Below are 24,819 nucleotides of genomic sequence, written 5' to 3' on the forward strand. Positions count from 1 at the left end.
TTTGTTCCTTCCCGAAAGTTCAGAGAATGTTGATTTCCACGCTCTCGGCGAGCGTGTTGGCGATGAAGCAGTAGCGATGCGCGCGGTGCTGCATCTCGGCAAGCGCCTTGGCGTCGATGGCAAAGCCGGTGTCGAACCGCACCACCGGGTGCAGGTCGATCCGCGCCACCGACATCTGTCCCCGCGCGTTCTTGCCAAGATGGGCGACCGCGTAGTCGTGATAGCTCGCCACTGGCCAACCGGCCTTGGCCGAAAGCGCGAGAAACGTCATCATGTGGCAACTCGACAGCGCCGAGGCGAGCGCCTGTTCGGGGTTGGTGTGGTCCGGATCACCGCCCCAATCTGGGGCGGCGTCCACCGGCACCTCGTGAGAGGTGTTGTTGTATTGCACCGTATGTGCGTTGGAATATTGACCGCTCTGCAAGGCAGACTCGGCGCGCTGCCAATGCAGCTCGATGGCAAGGTCGGACATGGTGTGGCCTGTAATTCTGTGATGGGTCCGGGAAACGCATGTCACGCGACGGCGAGGCTTTTTCTGGGGTCATAGAAAGGCCGTTCCACCACCGTTGCCGTGCGCCCGCCGGATTGGGTCACTACCTCCAACTCGGTATCTGGTCCCGCACAGTCCACCGAAACCATGGCCAGCGCTATGTTCTGCCGCAGGCGCGGCGAGTAGATCGCAGAGGTGACTCTGCCCACGCAGGCCCCGTTGTGGTTGATGGTCCAGAAGGTGGTGTTCGGCCCGGCAAGCGGCGCACCGCCGATTTGCAGACCGACCTGCTTGCGTGTGATCCCGTTAGCGCGGATGCGTTGCAGGGCGAACTTGCCAATGAACTCTGCCTCCATGTCCAGATTGACCAGCCGGTCCAGGCCCAGTTCATAGGGGTTGGTGCTGATATCCGCGTCCGCGTGGTAGGACAGCATCCCACCCTCGATCCGGCGAATGGTCGAGGTGTGCCCAGGCTTGAGCCCCATCGGTACGCCGGTGGCCATGATCCTCTCCCACAGCGCATCGCCGCGCGAACCGTCCCGCAGATATAGCTCGTAGCCCAGTTCACTCGACCAGCCGGTGCGCGAGACGATCAGCGGAATTCCGTCGAGTTCCGCCTCGCGCAGCCAGTAATAGCGCAGATCCATGATGCCGTCGCCAAAGAGTGCGCGCATGATCTCGCCCGATTTCGGCCCCTGCAACTGCAGCGGTGACACGTCCGGTTCGCGGATCGTGACATCGAAACCGGAATGCACCGCCACACCCTGCGCCCAGAGCAGGATGTCGCTATCCGCGAGCGACAGCCAGAAATGGTTTTCCCCCAGCCGCAGCAGAATCGGATCGTTGAGGATACCGCCCTCGGCATTGGTGATCAGGACGTATTTGCACTGTCCCACGGCCATGGTCGACAGATCGCGCGGCGTCAGCATCTGGGTAAAGCGCGCGGCATCCGGTCCGGTGATCTCGACCTGCCGTTCCACGCCCACGTCACACAGGATCGCGTCGTTAACGAGGTTCCAGAAATTCTGTTCCGGATCGCCAAAGTCGCGCGGGATATACATATGATTGTAAACCGAAAACCCCTTCGCCCCCCAACGCGCGGTGGCGTCGAAATAGGGAGATTTGCGGATCTGAGTCCCAAAGCCGAAATCATCTAGCTGCGTCATGTCGTTCACCCTTGTTCAGCACCTGCCGGAGCGGCCGTGGTCCATTTGAATACTTGGGCGAACCTAACGAGTCGCGTTCCTGCATGTGTCCTGAAAACCGGCCTCCAACGAGCCTGCCCGGACCATTTTCGAGCCACGCAAAAGACCAACTGGTCGCACGTCCCTAACGGGCGGCCCGGCTCGCCAGCTTGCCGAGATTCGGCGACCCCGCCTTCACCTGCCGGGTCACGATATAGGTGATATATCTGTCGATGCTGAGATCGGCCGAAAGCAGGTCATCCATCAGCCCCTGAAACTGCGCGAGGCTGGGTACGAACACGCTCATCACGTAATCCATCCCGCCGCCCGTCGCGATGCAGTGCGTGATCTCCTCGATTTTGCGGATATGGCTCTCGAATCGCTCGAAATCCGCTCTGCGATGGTGCCTGAGCGAAACGGTCACGATCACCTGCGTGACATCCGCGACCCGGTCGAGCGCGATGTCCGCATGATAGCCCCGAATGAAACCCGCCGCACGCAGCCGGTTCAGGCGGGCCCAGCAAGGCGTTGGCGACAGATTCACCATTTCAGCAAGCTTGGTCTTGCTCAGTTGGCCATGTTTCTGCACCGCACTCAGAATGCGGATATCCGCCGCGTCCAGTCCATGTTTTTCGTTCATCCGGAACTCTCTTGAGCGATACATCAAGTTGGGCCAGCCCGGCGCCAGAGGCGCGATCAAACCCGATCTTGCCAACCTTGCCGCGCTGAGACGTGTCTGGCTCGATCTTTTACGACCACTTGCAGGACGGCAGCGCCGAGGGCCTATTCTGTTCATCGCCCGGCGGCCCTTGCAAATGAGAAAATTCAGATCCGGTGGTATTTTATCAAGTCCGCGCTCACGCACACGCCAATGTCGCGCAGAATACCGGTTCCGGGATGGATCTCAGACCACCCGCTCAGAACCGCCAGCAGGACCTCCTCATTCGGTGGATCGGCTCATGAGGGCGCGCTGTCGAGGTCACTGCCCATCTCCGCGATGGTGACGAGGTCGAAATCGACACGGAATGCGATCGCATGGCGGATCTCCAGACGGACACATACATGGCACGAATCATCGCTACCGCCCCTCGATCCTGACCGAAAAGCTGCGCTGTGCGCCGCGCGGCGGGTCGGGGAAGGGAGCGGCACGCTGCACCACGGTCAGCGCGGCGTTGTCGAGCCGGCTGGAACCGGAAGAGCGCGCGAGCCCGACAGAGGCCAGACGCCCGCCATCGGCGATGGTGAACTGCACCAGCGCCGCGCCACGGGTCTCAGCGCGGGGGCGGGGCACGCGGGCGAGATGACGCATCACCTGGCCGGGATAATTGCTGACGGCCGCGTTGCCCTGCTCGGTGCTCCGGTTCCGGGTATCGTGGCCCGCGCGGGTGGCGGTGGCAGTCTCGCGACCGGCAATGCTGCCGCGCGAGGCATCGCGAGTGGCATTGTTGCCGGACGAGCCCCGCACTTCTGTTTTCCTTTCAGGTTCAGTGGCTTGACGCGCGGGTTCGGCCTTTTCTATCTCGCGCGGACGCGGTTGGGGCCGACGCGAGACCTGCAACCCCTCCCCCGTCTCCGGTGCAGCCTCGATCACCTCTTTTGGGGTCGCTTCGGCGACCTGCCCGCCGGCGCGTGTCGGTGTCATGGCAGGGGCCGGGCGCATGGCGTCCACGGGTGCGTCGGCGTTGGCCGGTGGCGCGGTCGGCATCGCCGGTGCCAACTCGGTCCTGCGCACAGACAGAACCGGCTCGCTGGCTTCGACCACCGCTGCTGACGCGCGCTCATCCGGTGGCGTGATCCCTGCGACCGCCTCCGGTTTTGCCGTCTCGGCCATTTCCCGGGGCCCGGTCGCCGCGATCGTTCCGGCAGTATCCGGGCGCAAAGCCTCTCCTGGCTCGGTGGGTCTGAGCACCTCCTCAGTTCTCGGGTTCGGCGTGACCGTGCTGTTCGAGACGGGCTGCGCCGCCCCCGCCACCATATCCGCGAAACTGCTGCCCAGCATGACCTCGACGGTCCCTGCCCCGCTCTCGATCTCGATCGCGCTGCGAGGTTCGGACAGCCATAGCCCCCCGCCGTGTATCGCCAGGGCCGCTCCAGCGCACAGCCATAGAACAAGACGCGATGTGCGGATCATTGCAGCCCTCGTTCGGTGACTATCACCACGCGCCCGGCTCCGGCTCGGCGCAGCTCTTCTCCCAGTCGGACAAGGTCCTGCGCGAACAAGTCGGCGTCGGGCACGATGCGAACGATCTCGCGCGCATTGTCGGGTAGCCTCACGATATAGGCATCGGCATCGGGCAGCGCCGCGCCACGATAGGTGAGCCGACCGTCGGCATGGACGACCAGCGCATCGGGCGGCGCGCGCCCATCGAGATCGGCAGTGCGCACCAGTCGCAGATCGCCGTCGAGCGGCGGGGCCAGCGTCGCGGCGGCCATGAAGAAGATCAGCATCAGGAAGACGATATTGATCAGCGCAATCGTGGGCTCGCGGCGAAATCGGGGGGCGATGCGTCTCATGACGGCACAAGCACCTGCACGGAAAGTTCCTGCACGCGACGCAGCACCAGCAGAAGATCGGTCAACCGCTGCGCCGTGACATCCGCGCCCATGCTCACGAGCACGCGCGCCTTCCCACCCTCGATCAGCGGAGCGAGCGTCTCGGGCAAGGTCTTCAGCGTCACCTCGCGCGCGTTCACCCTCAAGCCATCGGCGCGCAGTTGCACGAAAACGGGCAGCACCTCGGCGCCGCCAACCGGCCCTGCCCCGGCAGTAGCCAGGTCCACCTCGGAGAATTGCGAGAACGTGGAGGACAGCATGAAGAAGAGAAGCAACAGAAAGATCACGTCGATGAGCGAGGTGAGAGACAGTTTGCGCCGCTTGAAGGGAGCGCTACGCACTCTGGGGCACCGCCCGGCCCTGTGACGCACTGGCCTGCGTCGCGCGGTTGTCGGGGCGCAGCACCACGCTGAGCGCGTGATCGGCCAGCGCGCGCTCCTCGGCCATGCGTGATTCAAACCATGATAGCACCACAGAGGCGGGCATCGCCACGGCTAGCCCGGCTGCGGTGGTCAGGAGCGCCACCCAGATGCCGCCCGCCAGCAACGACGGATCAACCTGTGAGCCCGCCGATTGCAGCGCCTGAAACGCCTCGATCATGCCAAGAACGGTGCCAAACAGACCCAGCAGCGGAGCCACCTGCGCCACCGTGTCGAGAAAACGAAAACCGCGTTCGAGCCGGGAAAACCGCGCTTCGGCCTCGGCCTCGATCCGCCGTGTGGTGGCGGTATCGCGGGCGTCCTGTGTCTCGAAGGCGCGGGCGATCACCGGTGCCAGATAGCTGCGCGAGGTGTCCAGAGTGCGGCGCGCGGCATGTGTCTCGCCCCGGTCCCATTCGCTGACGGCAGCGCGCAGGGCCAGATGCCGACCCACGCCAGAGGCACGGAACTGCCAGCATTTGTAGAACACGACCGCCAGCGCTGCCACCGAGATGAGCGCGATGATGGCGATCACCGGCCCGCCCATCTCGATCAGCCCGCGAAGACGCTCGATCATGGCGCTGAGTCCGGTCATCCCGTCACCTCGATATCCGTGTCGGTCGAGAGGCGCAGCCCCTCAAGGCAGGCGTCGGGCGACAGATCCGCACCCTCGCAGGTGCCGATGCCGTTGACCAGAACCTCGCCAATCCCCGCGCAGGACTGACCGGAGAGGTCGAATTGCCGCACGCGCGGACGCCCCTCGGGCAGGGTGCCGAAATCGAAGAGCGTCATCGTGGCGACACGCCCCTCGGCATCGAAAAGCACCGCCTCGGCAACCAGTTTCTCAATCGCAGCCCCCAGATCGTTGCGAATGACGAAGGTCAGCCGACAGCCCCCCGTCTCGGTCGCGGTCACCGTGTTGAGCGCGAGGCCGAGTTGCGGCGATCCGGCGGTATCGGTCTCTTGCGCCAAAACTGGCATCGCAAGGGCGAGGGTCGCGCCCGATAGGACACCCGCAAGGCGGGAAATGACGCGGCGCGGCGCGGTCATGGCATGCTCCTTTCATCCCCGGGTCCGGAGAAACAAGAACCGCATGGCTGGCGCATGGCTGGCACGGTCTGTGGGATTTGCGCGACGGCGGGGTCGCGTATCATTGACCCCTTACCGTTTCACGAGCAAAAGAGTCAAGTATCGCCGCTGCATGTCGGCTCACAACAGCTTGCGACGCATCAGGAGATACATGAAATAGCCGCCGCCCAGAACCGAGGCCACAGAGCCTGCTGGCAGTTGCATCGGAAAGAGCGCCATGCGCCCCAGCCAGTCCGAACCGACCATCAGTATCGCCCCTATGCCGCCCGCCACCAGCGCCTGCGCCGCCACCCGGCGCCCGCCCAGCATGACGGCAGCATGTGGCGCCAAAAGTCCCACGAAAGCCACCGGCCCCAGCCAGGCCGTGACCAGCGCCGCGAGCGCTGCCGCCAACGTCAGACAGAGGGGTCGCGCCAGCCGCAGAGACAGGCCCCGCGCCAGCGCCGTGTCATCACCCGCCGACAACAATGTCAGCCAATGCCGCAGCAGGAGCACCAGCCCGAGGCCCATCAGTGCGGCAAGGGCGAGTTGACACGCCTCCCGCGCCGTAACCCGGTAGGTGGAGCCGCCAAGCCAGCCGATGATCGCATAACTGTCCTCGCTGCCTGCCGCGAGCGCGACCTTGACGAACGCATCGAGCAAGGCAGCGAGCGCGATGCCGGCAAGCGCCAGCACGGTCGGCGCGTGACCGTGCCGCCGCCCAAGCCATAAGAGCAGGCCAAGCACCAGAAGACTGCCGAGGATGGCCGTGCCCGCCCCCGCTTCGTGGATCGAACCGCCACCGAGGATCGCCGTGCCGACAAGCGCGAAAGTCGCCCCCGCCGTCATCCCCATAATGTCGGGGCTGGCCAGCGGGTTGCGGATCAACCGTTGCAGGATGACGCCCGAAAGCGCCATCGCGAGTCCCGCAGCAGCCGCACCCAGCACGCGAGGCCAGCGCAACTCCAGCGTGAGCATCGTGGGCCATGCCGCTTGCCAGCCTGCCTCGTCGCGCCCTACCGTGAGTGCCGCAAGAGTCATGGCCACTGCTGCCACTGCCAAACCCAACCAGACGACGAAAGCAACACGCGAAGGTCCGGGTGGCAATCGGTAGATCGCCTGATCCCCCGCCCCCAGCCTGCGCCGCATGAGCCAGATGAGCGCCGGTGCGCCGACGAGTGCCGTCATCGCACCGCTCGGCACCAGATCGCGTGTCACCTGATTGGCCAGTACCGCCAGAAGATCGGTCGCCAAAAGCAGCCCCGCACCCAGCCCCATGCTCATCAGTAGCTCCGCCCGCGGTCGCCGCGCACCCGCGAAGCGGGCGAGATTGGGCGCGACAAGTCCGATGAAGCCGATGAGTCCCACCGCCGCCACCGCAAGCGCCGTCAGGCCAAGCGCCAGCCCGGCGGTAACTGCGAGGAAAGGGGCGAGCGGCAGGCCGCGCGCCTCGGCCCCCTCCGCCCCGGTGCGCAGGAGTGTCAGACCGCGCCCGAGCAGGAAGGATGCCACGAGCAAGGGCAACAGACGGGGCGTGAGCCATGTCACCTTGTCCCAGCCCGACTGCCCCAGATCGCCCGCTCCCCATACGAAGAGATGCCCGAAATAGGGGCTTTGCAACAGCACGATCGTGGCGGCAATGGCCCCGAACAGAAGGTTGACCGCCATACCCGCCAGCACCGCGCTGAGCCCGATCAGCCCGCGCAGGCCAGAGATTGCCACAACGAGACTGTACGCCAGTGATGCGCCTGCGAACGCCACCCATTCTGCTCGATCCGTTGCAAGCGTGGGCAGGAGCAGCGTGGCGATCACCAGCGCCAGCCAAGCGCCCGACGCCGCGCCGAGCGTCAGCGGGGCGGCAAGCGGGTTCTGGGTCAGTTGCTGAAATAGACTGCCCGCAAGCCCGAGCGCCGCGCCGCACAAGAGCGCCATGGCGAGGCGCGGCAGGACGGCATGTGTGAATTGCACATCGGCGAAGGCGCCGGGCTCGGCCCCGAGGACGAGTGCCACCATGCGCGACACCTCCAGATCAGTGCCCGCCGCCAGATGCGCCACTGCCACGGCAAGAAAGACCGCACCGATCATCGTGGCGCGCGGGGCGATGCGCCTGTCCGTCATGGCGCAAGCGAGATCAGCGCCGCACTGATCGCGCGCGCGTGACGGCCAAGCGTCAGAATGCCGCCATAACTCCAGAGCGGCGGCATCTCGGCAAAGCGGTCTTGGGCCACGGCAGGAAGAAATCGCCAGACCGGGCTATCGAAGACTTCCGCGCCAGGGCCATGCGGCCGGATCGCGAGCAACGCGCCGTCCGTGACCTCGGCCAGGGTATCGAGTGGGCGCTGCGCAACACCCCAGCGACTCGGAGGTTGCGGCAAGGCATTCTCAAGTCCCAGACGCTCCAGTGCCGCTACGGCAAAGGAATTCTCGCCGTAGACCCAGATCGTCGCCGCGTCATTGAGCCGGATGATCGCCACCTGCCGAAAGCGCCGGTGCCGCAGGTCATCCGCCAGATGCTCGATCTCGCGGGCCATTGCGTCGAGTCGGGCCAGAGCCAGCGCTTCTCGATCGAAAAGCCGGGCCAGCATCAGGTAGATGCGCTGCGCCGCCGCGATATTGTCATGGCTGGCGTCGAAGGTGTCGAAAACCAGCACCGGCGCGATGCGTTCAAGCCGAGCCACATCCGCCGGGGCCACATCCGAGACCAGGATCACATCCGGGCCGAGCGCCGCCAGACGTTCCAGATCGGGAGCACCGCGCCGACCGATATCGATGACCTCGGGCGGGATCGCGGGCTCTGCCACCCAATCGCGATAAAGTGCGATTTCCGGCATCGCCACAGGTACGACATCCAGATCGAGCACCTGCTGCGCGAGCGCCCAGTCGAGCACCGCGATGCGCTCGGGCGAACTGTCAAAACGCTGCGCGCCCCGGCGATCCTCGACCGTGAGCGCCCCGGCATGGACCAGACCGCCCCAGAACAGGAAGACCAAAACGATGATATGCCTCATCGCGCCGCCTCCGGATCGAGCGAGACCAGCGCCTCGGCAAAGGCATCCGCCAGATAACCCAAGGAAAAGACGCCGCCAAAGGTCCAGACCGGCCGGACCTCGGCATAACGGCCACCGCGCACGAAGGGCATGAACTGCCACATCTGCGTGGCGTAGAGTGCGTCTTTCTCCGGGAACGGCTCGATTTGCAGCACGATGGCCTCGTCGAAAAGAGCCAACTCCTCGACCCGCTTCTGCACGAAGCCCCATTCGGTCGGCCTGCCCGGTGCCGCGTGTTGCAGGCCCATCCCCTCGAGCGCAGCCAGCGCCATGGAATTTGCACCATGCAGGCGCAGGCTCTCGGATGTCAGAAGCCGGATCGGCAGAATCGGCGGCACCGCGCCGCCGAAATGATCCCACACTCGTGCACCCGCCGCCGCGATCCGGGCGTCGAGCGTGGCAAGCCGCTCCTTGGCCAGCGTCTCGCGGCCCATCAGGTGCGCGAGGTCGAGATAGGCCGTGCGACTGGCGGCGGCATTGTCCTGCGCGGTGTCGAACCCTTGTATCACCCACACCGGCGCGATCCGTTCCAGCACCGGCACAAGGTCGGCCTGTTGATCGGAGGCGAGGATCAGGTCGGGGGCGAGATCTGCCAGCCGCTCGATGTTCGGCTCTTGACGCAGACCCAGATCGGTGACGCCCTCGGGCAGCGCAGGCTGACGCACCCATTTGCGGTAGCCTGCCATATCCGCCACGCCCACGGGGGCTATATCAAGCTCCAGCACCAGTTCCGCGAGCGCCCAGCTCAGCACCGCGATGCGGTCGGGCGGTACATCTTGCGCGCGCACGACATTTGCAGACAGCGTGATCAGAATCAGAAGACTGGCAAGCCAGTGTTGCATGGTCAGTATCCTTTCACGCCACGGCGGCCTGCGGGTGGCCATCGGGATGGGGCAGTATCGTCATTTCGATCCCGTAGAGGCTGCGCAGCACCTCGGGATCCAGGAAGGCCCGCGGCGGGCCGTCAAAGGTCACATGCCCCTGCTTCAACGCGACAATCCGGTCGGCGTAACGTGCTGCGAGGTTTACATCGTGGAGGATGACCACAACCCGCCGCTTTGCCACGCGGCTGAGCCGGTGCAGGAGCGCCATCACCTCATAGGCATGGGCGAGGTCAAGCGCGGCAGTCGGCTCATCCAGGAGCAGCGCTGGAGCCTCCTGCGCCAGAAGCATCGCGATCCAGGCGCGCTGCCGTTCGCCACCCGAGGCCGTATCAACGAGGTGATCGGCCAGCGCCTCACAGCCCGTGTCAAGCATCGCCTGCGCGATCACCGCGTGATCCCTCGCCCCCATGCGACCAAGCGCCCCGCGCCAGGCGAACCGGCCCAACCCCACCAGATCGCGCATGTTCAGTCCCGCCACCGGCGGCAGACGCTGCGGCAGAAACGACACGCGGCGCGCAAGGTCCCTTTGCCGGTATCCGTCGAGCGCCCGACCCTCCAGCGCGATCCGTCCCGCATCGGGACGGATCTGACGAGCGAGCAGCGCCATCAGCGTGGACTTGCCCGAACCATTGTGTCCCAGCACAGCCGTCACCCCCTCTGTCCCGAGTGACAGCCGGCCGACATGCAGAATCTCGCGCCCGTCGCGCGTGACGCTCAGATCGTCAAGCTCGAACATGGGCCTGCCACTCCTTCTGGCTGAGGGCAATCCGGCTTGCGCGCGCACGCCTCGGGCAGGTCGCGCATAGAAAATCCGGCGAGGCGCGGTATTCGAGGCAGCACGACCGCCGACAGAGCCACAGCCCCTCGGCACCGCTTTCGAGGGGCATCGGTTCAAGCGCGCTCAACCCCTCAAGATCAAGCGCAGCGAGCCAGTCCGCCACCGCCAGGCGGGTGGCTTCGACCGTTGCGAATCCCAGCATCGCGCGCCGGTCGAGAACGCTCAGCACCCGGTCGGCCATCTGTCGCCGCGCCAGTTCCGGGCGCAGACAAAGGCGCTGCGACAAGGCGCCAAGGATCGCCGTGGTGGTTCGGTCAAGATGCCGGGCGGCCGCATTACGGGCGTCCTCCGCCCTCTCGGGCACTTGCCCTAGGCTACAGCCAAACTGCGGCCCCATGAGATAGCTGGCGCGATCCACCTCTGCCACACGCCCCTCTGCCTCGGCGCAGAGCACAGAGACCAGAACCGGTTGCCAGATCAGCACATTCCACGCCCGCATCGCGGCATAGGCCGGCCCGCCTGTCGAACCAATCCGGGCGATGAGGCGGTCAACTTCGTCCGGATCGCTGCCGGTCAAACCCGACATCGCAGACCCCGAAGCCATCTTGAGAAGCGCATATCCCGGCAAAACGGCATGAAGCTCCCGCGCCAGACGCGGAAGCTCCAAGAAGAGCGATGTACTCTCGCACCCCATCTCAGAAGCGCCGAGTATATCCAATCGAGACTGTCCGCCCCGGCGCACGCGCATAGGCGAAGGACGAGTCATAGGCCTGATTGATCACCGGTGTGTATTCGTTGTTGAAGATGTTATCGACCCCCAGCTCGACGGTGCCGCCTGCGATATCGTAGATCTCGCCATAGAGATCGAAGACGAGATAATCGTCGATATCGCTGGTGCCCCCGAACTGGGTGCTGTTGACGTTACGGTCAGCGGAATAGAGCGCCTGCAGCCGGGCACGCCATTTGTCATTGGGCGCGTAATCGGCATAGGCGGTGATTTTGGCGGGCGCGATCCGCGTGCTCGGCAGGTCTTCTTCAAAGCTGCCGTCGCCATCAAGATCGACCTCGCCTGCCATCCAGGTAAAAGTTCCGCCGAGCGTGAGCGTATCAGTGGCGTAGACATCAAGAGTCGCCTCGACGCCCCAGATCTGCTCGGGCTGCTTCACGATGTTGAGATTCTGATCGAATGTAGCACCGTTGTCTGACTCGTTGAAAAACATCGCAATGGTCCCGTCCCACCGGTTCTGTTTCGTGCGCAGGCCAATCTCGTAGTTGTCGGTCTTTTGCGCCTCGGAACTCGCCTGGCTCACGGTGGCAAAGGTGTTATCCGTGATCGAACGCCCTATATCAGCCACGGTGAAGCCCTGCGAGAACCCGGCATAGATATCAGTCCTGTCGGTCAGGTAGAGCGTGCCACTGATATTGAAAAGCGTCTCTTCAAACTCGAGCGTGCCGCCGGGCACGAAGCTGCCGTCGGCACGATTGAAATCGCTCACGTCCACATCGATGATCTCGTGACGCATGCCACCGCTGATCTTGCCGATATCCCCGATCGGCGCATTGACCTGAACAAACCCCGCATAGGCATCCTGTTCGAGGAATGGACTGGTGTTCGGTCCGTCGGTCGCGGTCTGGCGTGTCTCGTCATGCAGATAATCGAAACCCCAGATCACGTTGAACTCGGACGCCCCGAGCGTGACCGGGGTGTCCACCGTCAGTCGCGCGCCCAGCTTTTCCGATCCGATCCGGGTCTGCGAGAAGCCGGGAAACTTGCTGTAAACGATGTCGATGTCGGCATGGTAGAACTGCAGATCGACACTGCTGCCCAGTAAATCCTCATTGGAATACTTGAGACTGATATTGCGATTCTCGGTGCCGGGATTGACCGGGTTGAAATTGCCCCGCACCGCTGGCGTCTTGGTGTCGGTGTCTGGGTCTCCGGCAAAGCTGATGCCCGCGAAGTTGCTGTCCTGCTCCATGTTGTAATAGAGCGTGCTGACCTCAAGCCGCTGGTCTTCCGTCAGTTGATAGCCAAGCTTGAGCATCAGGTTGGACGTGTCGCTATCCGCAATACCGCCCTGCGCGCCGACCGGATCCGCCGGGATGCGATCACCATCGGCGTCGAAACGCCCGCCACGTTGCAGGAACGACCCGCTGAACACATAGTCTAGCTTGCCGGTGCGACCCGAGACGTTGAGGCTGGTTTCCCAGGTCAGCGAGTCATCCACATGTTGGGTCGAGAAGCTCAGACCAGTGCCGACCTCGAGATTGAACGCGCCATCTTCGGGCCGCTTGGTGATGATGTTGACCAGGCCACCAGTCGCACCAAACCCATACATCGCCGTACCGCCCCGAATGATCTCGATTTGTTCGATGGCTTCGGCCCCGATCGAGTTGAGAGAGCGCCGACCGTCACGAAGCGGCGTGGATTGCGGCACGCCGTCGATAAGCGTGAGAAATGTGCGTCCGCGCAATGTCTGCCCAAAATCGGAATTAGCCTCGGTGCTCTGGCTGAAGCCGGGCACCTGCTTGGACAGGATGTCACCGATAGTGTTGTCGACCCGGCGCTGTTCCTGAACCGTCTCGCGGTCGATCACGGAAACAGAGCGGGTGGTCTCGTCGACCGGCGTCTCGGTGCGAGTGGCCGATTCGAGCACTAGCGTGCCCAGTTCGACAGTTTCATCTTCATTCGTCGTCTGCGCGATGGCCGGAAACGCGGTCAACGCGGCCAAGCAGACGGCCAAGGGCCGCTGAAGTTCCATTCTTGATCCCCCAAACGTGATCGATTGTGATTTTGTCAGTGCAACTGCCTGGCGTTGGCTGGGGGATTGCAATGTAGCCCGGATATTGAAACCGACTAATAGAGTCAACCATTCGAACGATTACGCCAATGACCACGAGGCAGCAGCGGCGGCTTGCTTCGACATTCGCTGTATGAGAGCGACCCTATGCCGCGAAACCAACCTTCCAAACAATGAAAGCTTTGGTCAGGGACCACTGTGGCGCAAGAGTGCATCCCATAGTTCTCGACGAAAGAATCCAGGACTTTACATCCGGTGCCCGGCGTTTCGTCTGACGCCGATACCCGGAGAGGAAGAAAAACCCCGGCGTAGAAAGATAGGCAAGCGGTGTTCATAATCTCTTCAAGAAGAAAATCTCACGCTTCGCCTCGTCGCACAGCCCATCATGGAATGCCAGCCGCTGCATGTAATGGCGCACGAGCGATCCGATCCGGTGCCGGAGGATAGCGCACCGGGCCATTCTGCATGCCTTGGCCCGGCGTTTTGCTCGGCAATGGCGATCCGCTATAGAAGCTGCGCCCCTGCCGGGCATGATAACGCCCGTTGCGATTCAGAAGATATCCTGCATACCAGCCATGACGATGACCCCTTGCAGCCGCAATCTGCAACCTTCAACAGGATAAACGCCCTTGTTCGCAAGGGTTTTGTTTGATTTTAAGGGGTTGGAATGGTGGGTGATAAGAGATTCGAACTCCTGACATCTTCGATGTGAACGAAGCGCTCTACCACTGAGCTAATCACCCGCCGTCGCGGCTTTTAGCGTCACTCCGCCTCCTCTGCAACCTCATCTTTCGCATCCCCCGCCCGCTGCTTTGCCCCGGCGCGACCGCCGGGTTTGGCCTGCCGGATCTTGGCCACGATCACCCGCGCATTGGGCAGGTCCTTGACCCGGTTTAGCTTGACCCGGCCTAGTGGCGGCAGGTTCATTTCGCGCCCCTCTGCCAGCGCCTCGCCCAGCACTTCCAGCACCGCATCGACGACGGGTCTGGCGACTTTCTTGCGCACATCGGCGCGGCTCAGCACCTTGTCCAGCAATTCCTGCTTCTTCATCTCCGGACCCGCATCCCCGGAAGGGGCATCGGCCACCATCACCAGTTGCACGGTCTCGTCCGCGCTCTGATCGGCCGTCGCCCCGGTGCCGCGCGCGGCGACGGCCTTGAGACTTTCTGTTGTCTTTGTTTTCGTTATCATGTCTTGCCCCGATCGGTTGAACCTTGCCATCACGCCGACCTGCGTCCGCAGCCGTGACCAGCCAGAGTTGACGCAGGCTTGTGATGACCGCAATATACATCCCAATTTCAGATTTGGGGGACATTCAATGCACAAATCGTTCTGCACAACGCTTTTCCTCACCGCCGTATTCGCCGCGCCCGCCCTCGCCGGAAGCCTGGGCGATCCGGTGGTCACGCCCGAGGTGATCGCAGCCGAGACCGAGGCCGCCTCGACCGACAAGCTCGACACGGCGATCCCGGCCTTCTTCCTTATCCTTCTGGTACTCAATATTGCCGGCGCACTGAACTGAGACCCCTTCATATGCGAAAAGGGCGCCCGATGCGGGGCGCCCTCTCGCGATCCTGAAATCAGATCAGCCTCAGTGCGCCACCGCGCCCTGACCCTCATCGCCTGACTTGAGCGCCGCCTCGGTCGCGGCGGCCTCTTCGGCATCTTCGTCCCAATCCACCGGCTCTGGCTCGCGCACCAGTGCCAGTTTCAGGACATCGCGCACGTGATCCACGGGGATGATCGTCAGCCCCTGTTTCACATTGTCGGGGATCTCGGCCAGATCCTTTTCGTTCTCCCGCGGAATGAGCACCGTCTTGATCCCGCCGCGCAGCGCCGCCAACAGCTTTTCCTTCAATCCGCCGATGGGCAGCGCATTGCCGCGCAGCGTCACCTCGCCCGTCATGGCGATATCCTTGCGGATCGGGATGCCGGTCAGAACCGATACGATGGATGTCACCATCGCCAGCCCTGCCGACGGCCCGTCCTTGGGCGTGGCGCCTTCGGGCACATGCACGTGAATGTCCCATTTCTCGAACCTGGGCGGCTTGACCCCGATTACCGGCGCGATCGAGCGGACATAGGAAGACGCCGCATCAATCGACTCCTTCATCACGTCGCCCAGCTTGCCGGTGGTCTTCATCCGGCCCTTCCCGGGCAGGCGCAGCGCCTCGATGTTCAGCAACTCGCCACCCACCGAGGTATAGGCAAGGCCCGTCACCACGCCCACCTGATCGCTTTCCTCCGCCAGCCCGAACTTGAACTTGCGCACACCCAGGAAATCCCCAAGGTTTTCCGGCGTAACGATGATCTGCTTGCTCTCACCCTTGATGATCCGGGTGACCGCCTTGCGCGCCAGCTTGGCGATCTCGCGCTCAAGGTTCCGCACCCCCGCCTCGCGGGTGTAATAGCGGATCATGTCCGTCAGCGCCGCATCGGTCAACTCGAACTCGCCCTTCTTCAGGCCGTTGTTCTTGATCTGCTTGGCGATCAGATGCTGCTTGGAAATCTCGCGCTTTTCGTCCTCGGTATAGCCCGCCAGCGGAATGATCTCCATCCGGTCCAGGAGCGGCCCCGGCATGTTGTAACTGTTGGCCGTGGTCAGGAACATCACGTTCGAGAGATCGTATTCCACCTCCAGATAGTGATCCACAAAAGTATTGTTCTGTTCAGGATCCAGCACCTCAAGCATCGCGCTCGCCGGATCACCCCGGAAATCCTGCCCCATCTTGTCAATCTCGTCGAGCAGGATCAGCGGATTGGTGGTCTTGGCCTTTTTCAGCGCCTGGATGATCTTGCCGGGCATCGAGCCGATATAGGTCCGCCGGTGGCCGCGAATCTCGCTCTCGTCGCGCACGCCACCCAGGCTGATGCGGATGAATTCCCGCCCCGTCGCGCGCGCCACCGACTTGCCAAGGCTGGTCTTGCCCACGCCCGGAGGGCCGACAAGGCACATGATCGGGCCTTTCAGCTTCTGGCTGCGCTGCTGCACGGCCAGATACTCGACGATCCGCTCCTTGACCTTTTCCAGCCCGTAGTGATCGGCATCCAGCACCTCCTGCGCCTTGTGCAAATCCTTCTTGACGCGGCTCTTGACACCCCACGGAATGCTCAGCATCCAGTCGAGGTAATTGCGCACCACGGTGGCCTCGGCGCTCATCGGACTCATGTTCTTGAGCTTTTTCAGTTCCGCCTCGGCCTTCTCGCGCGCTTCCTTGCTCAGCTTGGTTGCGGCGATCCTGGCCTCCAGCTCGGCCACCTCGCCCTCGCCGTCCTCGCCGTCGCCCAGTTCCTTCTGAATGGCCTTCATCTGCTCATTCAGGTAATACTCGCGCTGCGTGCGCTCCATCTGGCTCTTGACGCGGGTCTTGATCTTTTTCTCGACCTGCAGAACGCTCATCTCGCCCTGCATGAGACCATAGACCTTTTCCAGCCGCTCGCTCACGCTCAGCGTCTCCAGCAGTTCCTGCTTGCGGCCCACGTCGATGCCCAGATGCCCGGCCACCAGATCGGCCAGCTTGGCGGCTTCGTCCGAATCCGTGACAGCGGCCAGCGCCTCGTCGGGGATGTTCTTCTTGACCTTGGCATAGCGCGCGAATTCATCGCTCACCGTGCGCAGCAACGCCTGGATCGTGGTCGCATCGCCGGGCATCTCGCTCAGATACTCGGCGCGCGCCTCAAAGAAGTCCTCGTTCTGCAGATATTCGGTGATCCGCACCCGCGCCACGCCCTCGACCAGCACCTTGACTGTGCCATCGGGCAGTTTCAGCAGTTGTAGCACATTGGCCAGCACCCCGACGCGAAAGATTCCGTCCTCCGCCGGATCGTCCACGCTCGGGTCAATCTGGCTCGACAGCAGGATCTGCTTGTCGTCGGCCATCACCTCTTCCAGCGCGCGCACCGATTTTTCACGGCCCACGAAAAGCGGCACGATCATGTGCGGGAACACGACGATATCGCGCAGCGGCAGCACCGGGTAAGAGGCGTTAAGGGGATCTTGCATGCTCGTTTTCCTGTTCTTGGCAAGAGGGCACCGGCCCCGCCCGGCGGCAGCCACGGCCCTCTCCGTTACGTTGCTGCTAACTTGGGGCCAGACCCCGCGGGTTTCAACAGAGTCCGCGCAGAATGCCTATCCCCGAAGGCCTGCGCAAGGGCGATTGCACCGCGCCGCCGAAATCACCGCGCCCGCCGCAACAGGGGGGCAGGAAAATTCCTTCTCAACACAGTAACTTTGCCAAAATTCAACCATATTCTGAAGACATCATTGTTCCTGAAATTTGAACAATCCTTATCAGAAATCGTGACTGAGGCAGAAAATGAACGCACACACTCCGCTTAATGCAGTCGATCTCGACCACCGGAAATACCTCTCGGCCCGCGACAGCACTCACAAGGATCTGCTGATCCATGCCGCCCGTCAAAGCGGCCGTTCGGCGCTTAAGATCCAGCGCGAGTTTCGACAGATGGCGCGTTCCCACAGCCGTCTCAACATGGTCGAATATGTCCGTCACGGCCTTTATCGCCACGACGATTTCACCGACGATGAGCGCGCGGCCTATATCTCGAACGACCTGCACTGGGACATCACCCACAAATGCAACAATCGCGGCTGGTCCGGCGCCGCCGAGGACAAGGCGGTGGCAGCCACGCTTCTGGCCGCGGGCGGCGTGACTATCCCCGACAGCCTGGGCGTGATCGACAGATCGCCGCGCATCTATCCCGGCCTGCCCCGCATCACCACCCCCGACGACCTGCGCGACCTCGTGCTTGCGCAGATCGGCACGGGGATTTTCGGCAAGATCGTCGACGGCATGGTTAGCTTTGGCGCGTTCCAGATCGAGATGGCGGATGCCACCCATCTGACCTGCGCCGGTCACGCCCCGATGACCTATGAGACGTTCATGTCCGATTTCGTGGCGACCAACGCCTATATCCTGCAACGCAAACTGACCAATCACCCCGATATCGCCCGCTATGCCCCGGCCCTCGCCACCGTGCGCATGGTCAATCTGGTCACCGACAGCGGCGTTCATTGCCCGCTCGCCATTATCAAGCTGCCGCAGGGCGACAACATCGCGGATGCCTTCTGGCGCCCCGGCAATCTGGCCTGCGAGGTCGATGTCGCCACCGGCGCGATCCGCACCGTGGCCGAGCGCGCCGGACCCGAGGTCAGGTTCCATGACGATCACCCCGCAAAGCCCGGACTAATGGGCATGACCCTGCCACATTGGGACAGGCTGATCGAAATCAACGCGCGCGCGGCGCAGATCTTTGCCCCGATCCGGTATCAGTCCACCGACATCGCCATCACGGTGGACGGCCCCGTCATCGTCGAGTTGAATTACGGCGGCGGCTTCGATCTTCCGCAATACGCCAGCGGTCGCGGAATGCTCACCCCCGAGGTGCGCGCCTTTTTCGAATCGCACGGCTGGGTCTTCGGGCCGGTGAAACGGCGCGGCCTGTTCAGACGCGGCTAGGGTGTCGATCGAGAGGTGGGTACAACCCTGAATGGCCCACGTGATCGACAGACCGCCAACGCGCGAAACAGCGCTCCCGCCTCACAGCGGCTCGATATCCCCCTGCGCCCGGCCCGCATGAAATCCCGCCTCCCACTCGGTGAACCGCCCCTCGACAATCGCCGCGCGCATCTCCGCCATGATCTGCTGGAAATAATGCAGGTTGTGCCAGGTCAGCAGCATGCCGGAAATCATCTCTCCGGCGCGGAACACGTGATGCAGATAGGCCCGGCTGTACCCGCAGCAGGCCGGACAGGTGCAGTCCTCATCGAGCGGCCTCGGGTCGTCCTGATGCCGCGCGTTCTTGATATTGACCACACCGTGTCGCGTGAACACCTGCCCGGTCCGGCCAGAGCGCGACGGCAGCACGCAGTCCATCATGTCGATGCCGCGCTTGACGGCCCCCACGATATCGTCCGGCTTGCCCACCCCCATCAGGTAACGCGGACGATCCTCGGGCAGGGACCCCGGCGCGTAATCCAGCACACCGAACATCGCCTCCTGCCCCTCGCCCACGGCCAGACCGCCGACCGCATAGCCGTCAAACCCGATCTCTTTCAACGCCTCCGCGCTCTCTTCGCGCAACGCGCGCGTGACCCCGCCCTGCATGATGCCAAAGAGCGCATGCCCCGGCCGGTCACCGAACGCCTCTTTCGACCGCGCCGCCCACCGCATGCTCAGGCGCATGCTCTCGGCCACCGCCTTGTCGCTCGCAGGCAGTGCCGGGCATTCGTCGAAACACATCACGATGTCGGACCCGAGCAGCGCCTGTATCTCCATCGACCGCTCCGGCGTCAGGTGATGCTTCGACCCGTCGATATGGCTGCGAAACGTCACCCCCTCCTCGGTCAGCTTGCGCAGCCCGGCAAGGCTCATCACCTGAAATCCGCCCGAATCCGTGAGGATCGGCCGCTGCCAGTTCATGAAACGGTGCAATCCGCCCAGCCGCGCCACCCGCTCCGCACCGGGCCGCAGCATCAGGTGATAGGTATTGCCCAACAGGATATCCGCCCCCGTGGCGGCCACGCTCTCGGGCAGCATCGCCTTGACGGTCGCCGCCGTGCCCACCGGCATGAAGGCCGGCGTGCGGATTTCACCGCGCGGCGTGCGGATCACCCCCGCCCGCGCCGCGCCATCCTGCGCCACTTTCCCGAACCCGAACCGCATGCTCGCAGACCCCATCGCTTTTTACCTTTTGCCACCCTTTAAAGCGGTTTACCCTGCCTTGTAAAATGCCGTGTCAGCCACCTGATGAGTGAGAGTTCCCATGACCGAAGACATCCTTCTTGACCTGATTTCCTCCAACCTCGTCTGGCTGCTGATCGCGCTTCTGGTGATCATCGTGATCTTTCGCGGGGTCAAGATCGTGCCGCAGTCCGAACAGTTCGTTGTCGAACGCTTCGGCAAGCTGCACAAGGTGCTGGGTCCCGGCATCAACCTGATCGTGCCGTTTCTCGACGTGGTGCGCCACAAGATCTCGATCCTCGAACGTCAGTTGCCCAACGCCAGCCAGGACGCCATCACCCGCGACAACGTGCTGGTGCAGGTCGAAACCTCGGTCTTCTACCGCATCCTGCATCCCGAAAAGACCGTCTACCGCATCCGCGAGGTGGACGGGGCAATCGCCACCACCGTGGCGGGCATCGTGCGCGCCGAGATCGGCAAGATGGATCTCGACGAAGTGCAATCCAACCGCTCGCAACTCATCGTCACGATCAAGGCGCTGGTCGAGGATGCAGTCGATGACTGGGGCATCGAGGTGACCCGTGCCGAGATCCTCGACGTCAACCTCGATCAGGCGACGCGCTCGGCCATGCTCCAGCAACTCAACGCCGAACGCGCCCGCCGCGCCCAGGTGACCGAGGCCGAGGGACACAAGCGCGCCGTGGAACTACAGGCCGATGCCCAGCTTTACGCCGCCGAACAGGGCGCCAAGGCGCGCCGGATCGAGGCCGATGCCGAGGCCTATGCCACCGGCGTCGTCGCCGCCGCCATCGCCGCCAACGGCCTGGAGGCCGCGCAATACCAGGTGGCGCTCAAACAGGTCGAGGCGCTCAATGCGCTTGGCAACGGCCCGTCCTCTCAGACCATCCTCGTGCCTGCACAGGCGCTCGAGGCGTTCGGCAATGCCTTCAACATGCTGAAAGGACGCGGCTGATGGAAACCGCGCTCTGGCATCTGTGGTGGGTCTGGCTGGCGGCGGCGCTTGGGCTTGCCATTCTCGAAATCGTCGTCTCCGGCTTCATCTTCCTTGGCTTCGCGGCCGGGGCTGCCCTGGTGGCCCTGCTGGTGCTTCTGCCGTTCGATCTGGGGCTTGCGACCCTGCTCGCCAGCTTCGCGATACTCTCACTCACCTCATGGATCGTGCTGCGCCGCGCCTTTCGCCGACCCGATGACCAGACCCGCGTGATCCGCGAGGACATCAACAAATAGCCAGCCCCCTTTCCTTGCATCGGCCAGCCCATCCCAAGTAGAGAGAACCGCAAGACGACCGGCCCTGCGATTCACTCAACAGGATGCGCCCCATGACCGACACCCCCCCTCCCCAGCCCCTGCAGTTCGGCTGGGAAGAATGGGTCAGCCTCCCCGATCTCGGCGTCCCCGCGATCAAGGCCAAGGTCGACACCGGCGCGCGCACCAGCGCGCTGCATGCCTTTGACATCGAGACCTTCGGCCCCGCCTCGCGCCCCAAGGTCCGGTTCACCGTCCACCCGATTCCGGGCCGCGACGACCTGATCATCCCCTGCTCCGCCACGATCATCGACCGCCGCGACGTGACCTCCTCGAACGGTGAGCGCGAACTGCGCTTCGTCATCGCCTCCACCCTCTCTGTCCACGGCGACAGCTGGCCGATCGAAATCACGCTGACCAACCGTTCCACCATGACCAGCCGCATGCTGCTGGGCCGCCAGGCGCTCAAGGATCACATCTCGATCGTCGCCACCGACCGTTTCCTGCAACCCGAACTCAGCTATGACGTCTATCACACCTCGCGAATGCGCGCCGCTCAGCCCAACCGTGCCCTGCGCATTGCCGTGCTCAGCCGCGAGGACAATTATTCCACCCGCCGCATCGTCGCCGAAGGCGAGAAACGCGGCCACACCGTCGAGGTGATCGACACCACCCGCTGTTACATGGCGATCAACGCGCTTGCCCCCGAGGTGCATTACGACGGCAAGCGCCTGCCGCGCTATGACGCGGTGATCCCGCGCATCGGGGCGTCGATCACCCCCTACGGCGCCGCCGTGATCCGTCAGTTCGAGACCATCGGAACCTATTGCGTGAACCCTTCAGCGGGCATCACCGCCAGCCGCGACAAGCTCTATGCCCATCAGCTGATGGCGCGCGCGCGCATCGGCATGCCCAATACCGCCTTTGCCGCCTCGCCGCACGACACCGCAAACCTGATGGGCCTTGTCGGCACCGCGCCGCTGATCGTGAAACTGCTCGAATCGACGCAAGGCAAGGGCGTGGTGCTGGCCGAAACCAAGAAGGCCGCCGAATCGGTGATCGACGCCTTTCGCGGGCTCAAGGCCAACTTTCTCGTGCAGGATTTCGTGCGCGAGGCGGCCGGCGAGGATATCCGCTGTCTCGTGATCGGCGGCAAGGTGGTGGCCGCGATGAAACGCACCGGCGCCGAGGGCGATTTTCGCTCCAATCTGCATCGCGGCGGCTCGGCCAGAACGGTGCGCATCACCAGGGCGGAACGCGATACCGCGATTCGCGCAGCGCGCGTATTCGATCTCAACATGGCCGGGGTCGATCTCCTGCGCGCCGACTCCGGACCCAAGGTGCTCGAGGTCAACTCCTCGCCCGGCTTCGAGGGGATCGAAGGCTCGACCGGCAAGAACATCACCGGCGCGCTCTACGACATGATCGAATCCCGCGTGCGCCCGGCCCCGGTGCGGCGACGCAGATCGCCCGGCAGAGGCGGCGACTGACAGCGATCGCGCCGCCGGTCACACGATTCGCCCGCAGAACCATGCGAACGGCAGTTGCACCCCCTCTGGACGCGGGCGCTTATAAATCTTATATGTTTGCTCAGGATAACCGCAGGACGTGATGACCATGAACAGCCCCGAACCGCTCGAAGGTGCCCCGCTGATTGCGCCCTCCAGCACCGAACACCCGCTATACGAACAGGTGATCGAGGCCTGCCGCACCGTTTACGACCCGGAGATTCCGGTCAACATCTACGATCTCGGCCTGATCTACACCGTTGATATTGATGCGGAAAACGCCGTGGGCATCACCATGACCCTGACCGCGCCTGGCTGTCCGGTGGCCGGCGAGATGCCGGGCTGGGTGGCCGACGCGATCGAACCCCTGGCAGGTGTCAAGCAGGTCGATGTGCATCTGGTCTGGGAGCCCCCCTGGGGCATGGACATGATGAGCGACGAGGCTCGTTTGGAACTTGGCTTCATGTAACGAAATCAAATTATTGGAAGATAAACCTCATGTTTGGCATCCCCGGAAGACAGGCCGTGACGATGACACCGGTCGCCGCAACACAGATCGCAAGGCTGATGGGCCGCGACGGCCATCAGGGTCTGCGCATCGGCGTAAAGAAGGGCGGCTGCGCGGGCATGGAATACACCATGGAATATGTGACCAAGGTCGATCCGCATGACGAAGTGGTCGAACAGGACGGCGCGCGGGTGATGATCGCGCCCATGGCGCAGATGTTCCTGTTTGGCACCGAGATCGACTATCAGGTCTCGCTCCTGGAATCGGGATTCAGGTTCAACAACCCCAACGTGACAGAGGCCTGCGGCTGCGGCGAGTCGATCAAGTTCGCAAACATGTGAGATTTATCCGCCAAGGCATCGTAAAATATAATAAATACAAAAGGAACCAAGGCATGAAGCGCAGGCTCGTCGCTGGCAACTGGAAAATGAACGGTACCAATGCCAGCATGACCGAGTTGCAACAGCTTGCCGCCGCCTATCCGTCAGCCTCGACCGATATCCTGATCTGCCCACCCGCCACGCTGATCGCACGGGCCGCCGATCTGACTGCCGACAGCGCCATCCGGATCGGCGCACAGGATTGTCACCCCGCCCCGTCCGGTGCCCATACCGGCGACATCTCGGCGCCGATGCTGGCCGATGCGGGGGCCACGGCGGTCATAGTGGGCCATTCCGAACGCCGCGAAAACCACGATGAATCCAGCGCATTGGTCGCCGGTAAGGCCAGCGCCGCCCACGCCTCCGGCCTCACCGCGCTGATCTGCCTGGGCGAGTCGCTGGCCGAACGCGAAGCGGCCCGGACCCTCGACATCATCGCCGATCAACTCGCTGCCTCGGTACCCGATACGGCCACCGACGCCGACACCGTGATCGCCTACGAACCGATCTGGGCCATCGGCACCGGCCTCACGCCCAGCCCGGCCCAGATTGCCGAAGTTCATGATTTCATCCGCGCCCGGCTGGGCGGGCGTTTTGGCCCCGATGCGGCCGGGTCGTTCCGCCTGCTCTATGGCGGCTCGGTCAATCCCTCCAACGCCGCCGCGATTTTTGCCATCCCCAACGTGGACGGCGCGCTGGTCGGCGGCGCAAGCCTGAAGGCATCAGACTTTTCGCCCATTATCAACGCGCTGGAGGACGCAGCTAAAGCGGCAGCATCGTCGTCGACTTGATCTCTTCCATCGACAACAGCGCCGTCACGTTATGCACCTTCACCTCGGAAATCAGCGCCTGATAAAATACGTCATAGGCGCGCGCATTGGCGACCCGCACCTTGAGGATATAGTCGATATCGCCCGCCAGCCGATGCGCCTCCTGCACCTCGGGCCGCTCCTTGAGCGCCTTCAGAAATTGCGCCTGCCAGCCCGCATCATGCTCTGACGTGCGGATCAGCACGAAGAAACAAGCCTCGAACCCAAGCGCCTCGGGATCAAGCAGAAAGGTCTGCTGCCGGATCACCCCCGCCTCGCGCATCTTGCGAATCCGGTTCCACACCGGGGTCTTCGAACTGCCGACATTTCTGGCGATATCGTCCAGCGACTGGCCCCCGTCCGCCTGTAGTTGCACGAGGATTTTCCGATCCAGATCATCGAGACGAACAGCCATTCCAATTA

27 protein-coding genes and 1 tRNA gene are annotated in these 24,819 nt (G+C 63.4%); 9 read left to right on the forward strand and 19 right to left on the reverse strand.

The annotated features are described in order from the left end of the window. Positions 1-19: 19 nt before the first annotated feature. The 16 genes from BSG08_RS06285 to BSG08_RS06360 form a co-directional block, all read right to left on the reverse strand. Positions 20-472, reverse strand: coding sequence for an OsmC family protein (locus BSG08_RS06285; RefSeq protein ID WP_093033768.1), 453 nt, complete (start codon positions 470-472; stop codon positions 20-22). Positions 473-513: 41 nt separating this feature from the next. Further along, positions 514-1,656, reverse strand: a complete 1,143-nt coding sequence (locus BSG08_RS06290) for a glycine cleavage T C-terminal barrel domain-containing protein (RefSeq protein ID WP_093033771.1) — start codon at positions 1,654-1,656, stop codon at positions 514-516. 163 nt (positions 1,657-1,819) lie between these two features. Continuing rightward, a complete protein-coding gene (locus tag BSG08_RS06295; RefSeq protein ID WP_093033774.1) occupies positions 1,820-2,314 on the reverse strand; it encodes an Lrp/AsnC family transcriptional regulator in 495 nt (164 codons plus the stop codon). Between the two features lie 438 nt (positions 2,315-2,752). Next, on the reverse strand, positions 2,753-3,805 hold the full coding sequence (locus BSG08_RS06300) for a TonB family protein (RefSeq protein WP_093033777.1): 1,053 nt from the start codon (positions 3,803-3,805) through the stop codon (positions 2,753-2,755). Further along, positions 3,802-4,188, reverse strand: coding sequence for an ExbD/TolR family protein (locus tag BSG08_RS06305; RefSeq protein ID WP_093033781.1), 387 nt, complete (start codon positions 4,186-4,188; stop codon positions 3,802-3,804). The genes BSG08_RS06300 and BSG08_RS06305 overlap by 4 nt, the downstream gene beginning before the upstream one ends. Continuing rightward, positions 4,185-4,568, reverse strand: coding sequence for an ExbD/TolR family protein (locus BSG08_RS06310; protein WP_093033785.1), 384 nt, complete (start codon positions 4,566-4,568; stop codon positions 4,185-4,187). The genes BSG08_RS06305 and BSG08_RS06310 overlap by 4 nt, the downstream gene beginning before the upstream one ends. Next, entirely contained in the window at positions 4,561-5,241 is a 681-nt protein-coding gene (locus tag BSG08_RS06315) for a MotA/TolQ/ExbB proton channel family protein (RefSeq protein ID WP_425439263.1), read from the reverse strand. Before BSG08_RS06315 ends, BSG08_RS06310 begins: the two co-directional genes overlap by 8 nt. Beyond that, positions 5,238-5,696: a hypothetical protein gene (locus BSG08_RS06320; protein WP_093033788.1), complete on the reverse strand. Its 459-nt coding sequence runs from the start codon at positions 5,694-5,696 to the stop codon at positions 5,238-5,240. The genes BSG08_RS06315 and BSG08_RS06320 overlap by 4 nt, the downstream gene beginning before the upstream one ends. A 159-nt stretch (positions 5,697-5,855) precedes the next feature. Continuing rightward, positions 5,856-7,832 carry a Fe(3+)-hydroxamate ABC transporter permease FhuB gene (fhuB, locus tag BSG08_RS06325; RefSeq protein WP_093033791.1) on the reverse strand — a complete coding sequence of 659 codons (1,977 nt, stop codon included), beginning with the start codon at positions 7,830-7,832 and terminating at the stop codon, positions 5,856-5,858. Then, a complete protein-coding gene (locus BSG08_RS06330; protein WP_175544709.1) occupies positions 7,829-8,722 on the reverse strand; it encodes an ABC transporter substrate-binding protein in 894 nt (297 codons plus the stop codon). The genes fhuB and BSG08_RS06330 overlap by 4 nt, the downstream gene beginning before the upstream one ends. Continuing rightward, entirely contained in the window at positions 8,719-9,603 is an 885-nt protein-coding gene (locus BSG08_RS06335; protein WP_175544710.1) for an iron-siderophore ABC transporter substrate-binding protein, read from the reverse strand. Before BSG08_RS06335 ends, BSG08_RS06330 begins: the two co-directional genes overlap by 4 nt. A gap of 13 nt (positions 9,604-9,616) precedes the next feature. After that, the gene (locus BSG08_RS06340; RefSeq protein WP_093033800.1) at positions 9,617-10,381 is read right to left on the reverse strand and encodes an ABC transporter ATP-binding protein; all 765 of its coding nucleotides are present in this window, start codon (positions 10,379-10,381) and stop codon (positions 9,617-9,619) included. Then, complete coding sequence (locus BSG08_RS06345; RefSeq protein ID WP_139274541.1) at positions 10,368-11,009, reverse strand: (2Fe-2S)-binding protein; 642 nt, start codon at positions 11,007-11,009, stop codon at positions 10,368-10,370. The genes BSG08_RS06340 and BSG08_RS06345 overlap by 14 nt, the downstream gene beginning before the upstream one ends. 109 nt (positions 11,010-11,118) lie before the next feature. Further along, positions 11,119-13,185, reverse strand: a complete 2,067-nt coding sequence (locus tag BSG08_RS06350) for a TonB-dependent receptor (RefSeq protein ID WP_093033806.1) — start codon at positions 13,183-13,185, stop codon at positions 11,119-11,121. A 707-nt stretch (positions 13,186-13,892) separates the two neighbouring features. Beyond that, a tRNA-Val gene (locus BSG08_RS06355) sits at positions 13,893-13,967 on the reverse strand. 19 nt (positions 13,968-13,986) lie between these two features. Further along, on the reverse strand, positions 13,987-14,415 hold the full coding sequence (locus BSG08_RS06360) for an HU family DNA-binding protein (RefSeq protein WP_245770611.1): 429 nt from the start codon (positions 14,413-14,415) through the stop codon (positions 13,987-13,989). 127 nt (positions 14,416-14,542) lie between these two features. Here BSG08_RS06360 and BSG08_RS06365 point away from each other — a divergent pair, with 127 nt between their 5' ends. Further along, the gene (locus tag BSG08_RS06365; RefSeq protein ID WP_093033812.1) at positions 14,543-14,746 is read left to right on the forward strand and encodes a hypothetical protein; all 204 of its coding nucleotides are present in this window, start codon (positions 14,543-14,545) and stop codon (positions 14,744-14,746) included. 69 nt (positions 14,747-14,815) lie between these two features. Here BSG08_RS06365 and lon read toward each other — a convergent pair whose 3' ends face one another. Further along, complete coding sequence (gene lon / locus BSG08_RS06370; RefSeq protein WP_093033815.1) at positions 14,816-17,227, reverse strand: endopeptidase La; 2,412 nt, start codon at positions 17,225-17,227, stop codon at positions 14,816-14,818. A gap of 122 nt (positions 17,228-17,349) precedes the next feature. Here lon and BSG08_RS19440 point away from each other — a divergent pair, with 122 nt between their 5' ends. Both BSG08_RS19440 and BSG08_RS06375 read left to right on the forward strand, forming a co-directional pair. Further along, a complete protein-coding gene (locus tag BSG08_RS19440) occupies positions 17,350-17,505 on the forward strand; it encodes a hypothetical protein (RefSeq protein WP_175544711.1) in 156 nt (51 codons plus the stop codon). A gap of 35 nt (positions 17,506-17,540) precedes the next feature. After that, positions 17,541-18,701 carry a sugar-transfer associated ATP-grasp domain-containing protein gene (locus tag BSG08_RS06375; protein ID WP_093033819.1) on the forward strand — a complete coding sequence of 387 codons (1,161 nt, stop codon included), beginning with the start codon at positions 17,541-17,543 and terminating at the stop codon, positions 18,699-18,701. A gap of 81 nt (positions 18,702-18,782) precedes the next feature. Here the strand turns inward: BSG08_RS06375 and tgt are convergent, their stop codons facing one another. After that, a complete protein-coding gene (tgt, locus tag BSG08_RS06380) occupies positions 18,783-19,922 on the reverse strand; it encodes a tRNA guanosine(34) transglycosylase Tgt (RefSeq protein ID WP_425439264.1) in 1,140 nt (379 codons plus the stop codon). Between the two features lie 85 nt (positions 19,923-20,007). Between tgt and BSG08_RS06385 the strand changes: the two genes are divergently transcribed. The 6 genes from BSG08_RS06385 to tpiA all read left to right on the forward strand — a co-directional run bounded on the left by BSG08_RS06385 (position 20,008) and on the right by tpiA (position 24,378). After that, entirely contained in the window at positions 20,008-20,898 is an 891-nt protein-coding gene (locus tag BSG08_RS06385; RefSeq protein ID WP_093033827.1) for an SPFH domain-containing protein, read from the forward strand. Beyond that, complete coding sequence (locus BSG08_RS06390) at positions 20,898-21,173, forward strand: hypothetical protein (RefSeq protein ID WP_093033831.1); 276 nt, start codon at positions 20,898-20,900, stop codon at positions 21,171-21,173. Before BSG08_RS06385 ends, BSG08_RS06390 begins: the two co-directional genes overlap by 1 nt. Positions 21,174-21,265: 92 nt before the next feature. Further along, a complete protein-coding gene (gene rimK, locus BSG08_RS06395) occupies positions 21,266-22,681 on the forward strand; it encodes a 30S ribosomal protein S6--L-glutamate ligase (RefSeq protein ID WP_093033835.1) in 1,416 nt (471 codons plus the stop codon). Positions 22,682-22,808: 127 nt separating this feature from the next. Then, entirely contained in the window at positions 22,809-23,168 is a 360-nt protein-coding gene (locus tag BSG08_RS06400; RefSeq protein WP_425439265.1) for an SUF system Fe-S cluster assembly protein, read from the forward strand. Between the two features lie 29 nt (positions 23,169-23,197). Next, positions 23,198-23,548: a HesB/IscA family protein gene (locus BSG08_RS06405; protein WP_093033842.1), complete on the forward strand. Its 351-nt coding sequence runs from the start codon at positions 23,198-23,200 to the stop codon at positions 23,546-23,548. A 53-nt stretch (positions 23,549-23,601) separates the two neighbouring features. Beyond that, on the forward strand, positions 23,602-24,378 hold the full coding sequence (gene tpiA, locus BSG08_RS06410; RefSeq protein ID WP_093033845.1) for a triose-phosphate isomerase: 777 nt from the start codon (positions 23,602-23,604) through the stop codon (positions 24,376-24,378). Here tpiA and BSG08_RS06415 read toward each other — a convergent pair. Next, positions 24,350-24,811: an Lrp/AsnC family transcriptional regulator gene (locus BSG08_RS06415; RefSeq protein ID WP_093033848.1), complete on the reverse strand. Its 462-nt coding sequence runs from the start codon at positions 24,809-24,811 to the stop codon at positions 24,350-24,352. The two genes, tpiA and BSG08_RS06415, sit on opposite strands and share 29 nt — an antisense overlap. Positions 24,812-24,819: the final 8 nt, after the last annotated feature.

Origin of the sequence: Roseovarius azorensis (assembly GCF_900109455.1) — a bacterium.
Lineage (GTDB): Bacteria > Pseudomonadota > Alphaproteobacteria > Rhodobacterales > Rhodobacteraceae > Roseovarius > Roseovarius azorensis.